The sequence below is a fragment of the Bradyrhizobium yuanmingense genome, from assembly GCF_029167105.1.
GTDB classification, from domain to species: Bacteria; Pseudomonadota; Alphaproteobacteria; order Rhizobiales; family Xanthobacteraceae; genus Bradyrhizobium; species Bradyrhizobium yuanmingense_A.
In genome coordinates this window covers 154008-160754 of the sequence record NZ_JARFML010000018.1, presented here as the reverse complement: position 1 = coordinate 160754, position 6747 = coordinate 154008, and the positions used below count along the sequence as shown (strand labels likewise).

Genomic DNA, 6747 nt, shown 5'->3' with positions numbered 1-6747 from the left:
GGCCGGGCGGGGACCGGCGTAACGGGCTCTACCAATTGGATCGACCGAGCACGTCGCATCTGGCGACGCCATCTCCAGCGCGATCAACTCCCCCGAACGACCGGGGGATCGACGGGAAACTTCGAGCGCTGGTTGATCGCACTGCTGAGCGTCGGCTTCGTCGTGAGTTGCGTTTGCGCCATCATTGTCTTCATGCAGGTCAACGCGCGCAAATTGGAGATCGCGACACTGCAACGTGATATCATCGCACTCAAGCTACGCGTAGCCAGGCTCGATCAGATCGCAAGCACGAATGAGATGCGCGAAAAGGCAAGCAGTGGAATACCCAAACCGCCGTCGGAGATCCAAGCCGACCAGGCTCCGCTCATCCTGTCACGTGAAGAGATTCAGCTTGTCCGAGACTATATCAAGCCTGCACCAGTTGCTGGCCCCGCGACTGAGACGACAAAGGTCGGCGATCCCGTCGTGGGAGAAACCGTTCCCTTTTCCTCTCCGATCACGGACAAGGTGCGGAAGCTGCTCGGCGCGAGATTTACCGTTCGCAATGGCGTTGTTGTCATCGTCCGCAGCGGCAGCCGTCACGCTGACGCTGTGATTGGGCCCAATTGACGAGAACTGGCCGCGATCGCAGTAGTCGATCGCCCTCTTAAGGCTGGTTGTTTGGTGGTCTTTCAATGAACCGCCGGCTGCCATTGAGAAGCTCGAGGTTATTGGCGATAACCGGGTTGCCTGGGTCGAGCGAATAGGCCTTCTCAAACTTTCGGCGCGCCGCACTCAGATTGCCGCGCAGCATGTACGAATATCCCTGGTCATTCAGAACCTGCACGGTTTCGCCGCCCAGTCGGATCGCTTGGGCATAGGCCTGGTCAGCCAGGTCAAACCGACGTATCCGATCATAGCTCGCCGCGAGTCCAACCCAGGCCGTCACGTCCTTCGGCGATTTCTCGACCGCATCCCTGAAATAGCGATTAGCTAACCCGTAGCTGCCGCGGTTGAAATGCTCCAAGCCCAGCCGTACCGGCTCGTCCGAGGGATAATATTTGACGTCGGTCGGCTCCTGCACCGGGTCGCCGCCAGGCGGCTCGACGGGAGCGACGACGGCAGCCTGCCTCAGCGTATGATCACACCCCGCAAGGCCGATCCCCAACCAGCAACAGGTCAGCATGAAGATGATACGTCGCATAACCCCTTGGTCCCCCGCACGTCGCAGCAACTTCACTGCGCCGTTCGCAAACAACATCGCCAAAACCACGCACTAAAAATCGTTACCTGCCGCCTACGCCTACTCCGCCGACCGGCACTGATACTCCTGCAGTCGATCCAGCCCCCAATCCTTCTATGTTGACGTTCTGGGTTGGGGCAGTCCGCACGCCCATTTGTTTCGTCGCATCGCCAATGTCGGGAAGCTGATCCACCGGCTGTTTCGTGTTGCCATAGCGTGTCACGGCGGCGCCCACGCGCCGGGCGTCGTGCGCGATCCTGCGATCACCGACGTTTCGCGGCCATGGATGGATTGTGTGGGTGACGGCGTTGACCTCCTTGGCATTGCCGGCACTCATCGTGATGGTGTCGGAACGCTGGAAATAGCGGTCAACCTCGTCATGACCGGCCACCCCGTAACATCCCCCGAGCAGCAGCGGTGCGAACAGAGCCAGATACCTGATGGTCATCTCCCGCTTCCTTCTCAGTTGAGCGTTTTTACGACCGGCTGGTTCGCAGCGGCCGGTGCCGGGATGGTCGCAGTGAGCTCGGGAGCGATGATGTGACCATAAGGTCCTTTAACGTCGCCACCGGAGTTAACGTAGTCATTGTAACGCTTGCGGACTTCCATCTGGCCATTGAGGAAGAAATCGACGTCGTTGGCCGGAAGGCGAGAGTCGAGCGGCGACGCCAGTTGCTGACCCGGTGCGGCCGGTGCGACCAGGCGCGGCGTCACGATGATGACGAGATCGGTTTCCTCCTGCTGGTACGACTTGCTGCTGAACAAGGCTCCGAGCACAGGCACCGAGCCGATCCAGGGCAATTGCGAAACGTCCTGACGGTTGCGGGTTTGCAGCAAGCCGGCGATCGCAAAGCTCTGGCCGTCCCGCAGCTCCACCGTGGTGCGTGCATCGCGGCGGGTCAACGCCGGAACTGTCGTCCCCTGAATCGTCACCGCGTTGGCGAAATCAAGCTCGCTGACCGACGGCTCTACCCGAAGGTTGATGACCCCCCGCGAGAGCACGGTGGGGACAAAGGCCAATTCGACACCGAACTTCTTGTAGTCGATGGTGATGGTCGGAAAGCCGGCTGCGGTCGTGTTCGGAATCGGCACTGGAAACTCACCACCCGCCAGGAAGCGCGCTGCATCTCCGGAAAGCGTGGTCAAGTTCGGCTCGGCCAACCTGCGAGCCAATCCTTTGGTTTCCAGCGCAGAGATCAACAAGTCCACCGAACCGCCATTGCTCGTTCGGACGATGCTGGTCAACAAGCTTCCGAACGGGACCGGAGCTATGCCGCCCGCCGTGCCAAGAAGCGTACCAGCTGTTCCGAGTAACGGTAGGCTACCGGTTGGGGGAGCACCGACAGGGCCGCCGCCAATACCTAGGGGACTATTGGCGGTGTTGATACCACCAATCGGTCGCCGGCCCGCCGTAGTGCTCAAATTGCCACGTCCCGTATTCGCGACGTTGGTCCCGTTGGCATTCGCTGCGTACAGGTTCACACCGAGGTCGCGGCCAGCATCCCGGGTGACCTCGAGAAAGCGCACCTCCAGCATCACCTGCTGCGGCGCCGCGACACTCATCGCGTTGACGACAGTGCCCCCCTTCGCGACCGTGCTGGTGGCGATCGCCATGGCCCGCTCGGCCGTAACCGCATCGGCGGCCGTTCCGCTGAGCACCACCTGGCCCTCGGAAGCCGAGACGCGGATCCCGTGCCCGCCAGTGCTGCTGCGGATGTTCTGCTGGAGATTGGCGGTATCGATCACGACCTCGACGTCGAGGATGCCGATCTGCTTCATCGAGGAGTCGAGCAGGATGACGTTGGTGGTGCCGGTCTGCTTGCCCTGGACGTAGATCAGGTGATCGCTGAGCGACTTCACGTCCACAATGTCAGGCGAGCCGGCCACGATCGTCGCGAAAGGCGTATCGACCTTGAAGGTGCGTGACTTGTTGACGACGACTTTGACCCTCTGGACGTCGTTCATTTCGCTGACGAAGACGCCGCCGGCGGAGCCCCGCCGGTCTGCAGCCGTCGCGCGGTCGGCGGACGCACAGAAGGCCAGCGTCGCGCCAAGACCCATCACGCTGAAGGCGAGAAGCCTCCTTATAGTCCTATCCAAAACGCGATTACCACCCATCCGAGTCCCCCCACAGCAATCCGCGGCCATCCCCGCAAATCTACGTGCTCGATATCCCCAATAGCTCTCCTCCGCGCACCACGTCGCAGAGCTTACAATCTGTCCTAGTACAATTCGTTACTTCGCGTTTCCAAGATCATCGTCCTTGATGCTGCCTCCTTGCAAGAAGAGACGCTTACCGCACCGCCTCGAGCGGCAATGAAAACTCTGCAATGTTGCCAGCGAGCATCATTTCCTCTGGTTCCGTTGCCGAATGTCGCTGGCTGAAACGAAATGGAGATGCCGACGCGCTCGCCAACTCTCGACCGGCGCGCAGCCGCGAGCCGGCGTCGGTGAAAAACGCGTAAGGTATACTGCCATATTCGGTGAGTTGGACCGAGTCCGCGCTTGGCATTGTCGCCGCTCCCTTGGGTGGTCGGGTGGCTCATGGGCTTGATGCTCGGGGAAACTAGAAGGGAATCTGCGTTGACGCGCTCGGCGCATTGAGTGCTGTGCCCCATATCGGCATCAGCATGGTGAAGCCGGCTTGAGAAGCGGTCACGGTCAAGTTGCTGCCGCTGGATGCCACGCTCAGCGTCGGCGTGAGACCGCCGCGATACAGGAACGGCGCGGCAGTCTGTTTAGCGGTCGTGGACATCGGATCGCCCGCGCAGCTTGACGGCGACTGAGGCGGGCTTTGAAGCAAGGCAGGCGTGTAGCAGTTGATCATGATCGCTCGGGCCCCGGCGCTCGCGAGCGTCCGCAAGGACTGCATCGTGATCGCATAGCGTCCGAGATCGAAGATGGCGAAGATCAACATGAAAAGGGACACGAAGGCGAGGATGAATTCGAATGATGCCATGCCCCGCTGATCGAGCTTTCTCATCATTGCACCAAGCGGACAACTTGGGTGTAAGGGACGGTCGCCGGGTTACATCCATCCGTGCTCAGGAAGCCGCCACCGCCCATGGTGAGTGTCTGGGCGATCACTTGTGAACAGGTCGTATTGGTACTTTGCGTCGCTCCGTTCCAGGTCACGTCGACGTGCGGGAAATACATCGCACCACCCAGCTTGACCGTACCACCGTTGATGGTGACCTTATTGCTGCTCTTGCTCGGTGCTTGATCATCAATCAGAACGCCGTTCAGATCAGAAGAGAACGTGTTGGTGTAAGGCGCGGACAGATTAACTACAGCGCCGCCAGAGATGGAAATGCTCGAATCCCCGAGTAATACAAGGGTAACGCCCAAACCCGTGCCTGCCGGTGGCCAGGGTGTGCAGGCATTGCAGGTGATGGTTCCGCCATTGAACTTTATTGTCCCATTGTAGAAAAAGTACGTGCCCGGACTAAAATCTACCGTGTCCCCGGTCGTGCACGTTAGGTTGCGGTACAGGTTGGTGCTGCTCGGCGGAGTGTTGGGCGTCAACGTACCACTGCATGCCAAATCGTTTGGCCTTCCGCTCGATGTCAAGCTATTGAACGATTGGCTATCCAATTTGCTGAGCGGATTGTTGGCGTACGGCATGAAATAGTTGTGCGTGACGCCGGGATTGGCGCAGGTGCTGGCTGGACTACAGCCGGTTACGCCCAAGACGGCCCACCCCGAACCGGTGAAAGTGGCAGTGCTGGCAAACTGAACGCTGGCATCCGACATTATCGGGCAACCCGTGCCGTTGTTGCTGACGTTACCGGCAATTTTAAGCGCCCCTCCACCGGCGTTCGGATCAGGTCCGAGCGCCAAGGCGCACACCTTGCTCGGCAGTTCGACCAGAGCGATGGCTTGGGCGGGGATGCTGACGGTCGTCAAACCCAGCACTGCCGACAAGTAGGCCGGCTGTTGCTGACTGACGAGGGCGCGAACGGCGTTACCACCGCCTCCTGCGGGCGGCGTTGTGAACGCACCCGCACTGTAGCTGCCGATATCGATCTGCACGGCGCGCGAGATTCCGGTCGGAAGGCTGGTCGGACAGTTGCTGCCCGGATAGGCCGTATCGCCGGCGTTGCAGAACGCGTTCTGTGCCGCGAATTGCTTGGCGTGATAATCCACTGATGTATCGCAGAGCACACCAGCATTCGCGCATGCAAGTCGCAAGGCACCCGAATAGGCCGCTGCATCGGCGGCATTCTGCGCGTGCTGCCTGGTGACGTACCACGATCCGGCCTCGGTCCCGAGTGCGACCACGCCGATGAGCGGCACCAGCGCGATCACTGTCGCGAATGCAGCCGAGCCTCGTTTGGAACGGAGCAGACTACGCATGGAAGCACCTATTGGAAGCGTTCAGAGTAAAGCAGCGTGTACGTACAACTGTTGGGGCACAGCACTGACGTCAACACAATCGGGGCCAAAGTGACGGTTGTCGAAAAGGTAAAGTACTTGGGAGTCAAACCAAGGTTGCCGGAGTTGCAGGCCGTGCTTCCGCACATGACCTGGATATTACCGATGGTATGCCCGGCGACCGTTGTCTGTAGCGCCGACACCCAGGTCCCCGGGTCCGCCGGGTCGGGCGGGTTCTTGTATTGAATGTACTGCCCGAAAGACCGCAACGCCGACCACGCAGAGATGAACCGGAAGCCCGCGGCAGCGACATCGGCGAGCGGCATCAGCAGGCTCGCCACCATGAAAATGTAAACGATGACTGTCTCGAACGCGACGGCGCCGCGCTGATCGGCGACGAAGGACCCTCTACGATACGCGCGCCTGCCTCCACGGGGACTTGCCACGTGCGATCGCGTCACCCGAGCCGCAGCGATCTGAACCATGTCCACCACAATCCGGCCACGCATAGCCGCTCACCAAACGTAAGGAATCACTCGCCAACGTGATGCTTCGTAACTCGAATATTCAGGGCAATTGCGCCGAAGCAGGTCTTCCTCGTAAAGGATTCGGCAGATCTGAATGCCGATATGCAGGACCAGGACGATCACCGTAACCGGTGTCAGGTATTGCAGCACGACGCCCAGCACCACGATTTCTTCTGCGACATAGAGCGGGTGCTTGATCCATCGATACGGACCGGTCTGGACCACCGTGCGCGCCTGCGGCACCAGGCTGAACGACCGCCCCAGATGTCGGATGGTGACAAGCATCATGATCGTGCCGACCAGCACGCAAGCCGTCGATGCCAGGTTGGGCAGCGTGTCGTCGGTCTTACCGAGAAAGCTGATCGTCCATGGCAGATAGCTGCCGACGAAGGCAGCTATTCTTGGAAGCAGGCCATCGGCATGCGCCTTTGCCGGTGAGCGCGTCATGATCAACAGCGCCAGGAGCATGTAGAAGATGCCGAGGCAAAAGCTCGACAAGAGCGAGGGCCATGGATCGTGCAGCGACGCCCCAATCCTGACGGCGACGCAAAGAGCCAGCAACAAGAACCACAAGCTGCCAAGCAGCCGCATGATCCGGTCGTAAGATCCGCTCTTGGAGAGGGC

9 protein-coding genes are annotated in these 6747 nt (G+C 60.2%); 1 reads left to right on the top strand and 8 read right to left on the bottom strand.

Features of this window, described 5'->3' with window-relative positions; genetic code table 11:
* A partial coding sequence (locus P0R31_RS23660; protein ID WP_275516591.1) for a hypothetical protein occupies positions 1-609 on the top strand: 609 nt, incomplete at its 5' end.
* 37 nt (positions 610-646) lie between these two features.
* Here P0R31_RS23660 and P0R31_RS23655 read toward each other — a convergent pair.
* The 8 genes from P0R31_RS23655 to P0R31_RS23620 form a co-directional block, all read right to left on the bottom strand.
* Complete coding sequence (locus P0R31_RS23655) at positions 647-1183, bottom strand: tetratricopeptide repeat protein (protein ID WP_085969012.1); 537 nt, start codon at positions 1181-1183, stop codon at positions 647-649.
* Positions 1184-1265: 82 nt separating this feature from the next.
* The gene (locus tag P0R31_RS23650) at positions 1266-1670 is read right to left on the bottom strand and encodes a hypothetical protein (RefSeq protein ID WP_275516590.1); all 405 of its coding nucleotides are present in this window, start codon (positions 1668-1670) and stop codon (positions 1266-1268) included.
* Between the two features lie 14 nt (positions 1671-1684).
* Positions 1685-3340, bottom strand: coding sequence for a type II and III secretion system protein family protein (locus P0R31_RS23645; RefSeq protein WP_275516588.1), 1656 nt, complete (start codon positions 3338-3340; stop codon positions 1685-1687).
* A 175-nt stretch (positions 3341-3515) separates the two neighbouring features.
* Positions 3516-3734 carry a hypothetical protein gene (locus P0R31_RS23640; RefSeq protein WP_157284112.1) on the bottom strand — a complete coding sequence of 73 codons (219 nt, stop codon included), beginning with the start codon at positions 3732-3734 and terminating at the stop codon, positions 3516-3518.
* Between the two features lie 54 nt (positions 3735-3788).
* The gene (locus P0R31_RS23635) at positions 3789-4205 is read right to left on the bottom strand and encodes a TadE family protein (protein WP_275516586.1); all 417 of its coding nucleotides are present in this window, start codon (positions 4203-4205) and stop codon (positions 3789-3791) included.
* The gene (locus P0R31_RS23630; RefSeq protein ID WP_275516585.1) at positions 4205-5578 is read right to left on the bottom strand and encodes a pilus assembly protein TadG-related protein; all 1374 of its coding nucleotides are present in this window, start codon (positions 5576-5578) and stop codon (positions 4205-4207) included. The genes P0R31_RS23635 and P0R31_RS23630 overlap by 1 nt, the downstream gene beginning before the upstream one ends.
* 8 nt (positions 5579-5586) lie before the next feature.
* The gene (locus tag P0R31_RS23625) at positions 5587-6081 is read right to left on the bottom strand and encodes a hypothetical protein (RefSeq protein ID WP_275516584.1); all 495 of its coding nucleotides are present in this window, start codon (positions 6079-6081) and stop codon (positions 5587-5589) included.
* Between the two features lie 30 nt (positions 6082-6111).
* Positions 6112-6714: a methyltransferase family protein gene (locus tag P0R31_RS23620; protein ID WP_275516583.1), complete on the bottom strand. Its 603-nt coding sequence runs from the start codon at positions 6712-6714 to the stop codon at positions 6112-6114.
* Between the last annotated feature and the right edge of the window lie 33 nt (positions 6715-6747).

What these genes read in the sequence shown, in the direction of transcription:
- P0R31_RS23655 (WP_085969012.1), bottom strand. Translation starts at nt 1,183, where the DNA reads ATGCGACGTATCATCTTCATGCTGACCTGTTGCTGGTTGGGGATCGGC.
- P0R31_RS23650 (WP_275516590.1), bottom strand. Translation starts at nt 1,670, where the DNA reads ATGACCATCAGGTATCTGGCTCTGTTCGCACCGCTGCTGCTCGGGGGA.
- P0R31_RS23645 (WP_275516588.1), bottom strand. Translation starts at nt 3,340, where the DNA reads ATGGGTGGTAATCGCGTTTTGGATAGGACTATAAGGAGGCTTCTCGCC.
- P0R31_RS23640 (WP_157284112.1), bottom strand. Translation starts at nt 3,734, where the DNA reads ATGCCAAGCGCGGACTCGGTCCAACTCACCGAATATGGCAGTATACCT.
- P0R31_RS23635 (WP_275516586.1), bottom strand. Translation starts at nt 4,205, where the DNA reads ATGAGAAAGCTCGATCAGCGGGGCATGGCATCATTCGAATTCATCCTC.
- P0R31_RS23630 (WP_275516585.1), bottom strand. Translation starts at nt 5,578, where the DNA reads ATGCGTAGTCTGCTCCGTTCCAAACGAGGCTCGGCTGCATTCGCGACA.
- P0R31_RS23625 (WP_275516584.1), bottom strand. Translation starts at nt 6,081, where the DNA reads ATGGTTCAGATCGCTGCGGCTCGGGTGACGCGATCGCACGTGGCAAGT.
- P0R31_RS23620 (WP_275516583.1), bottom strand. Translation starts at nt 6,714, where the DNA reads ATGCGGCTGCTTGGCAGCTTGTGGTTCTTGTTGCTGGCTCTTTGCGTC.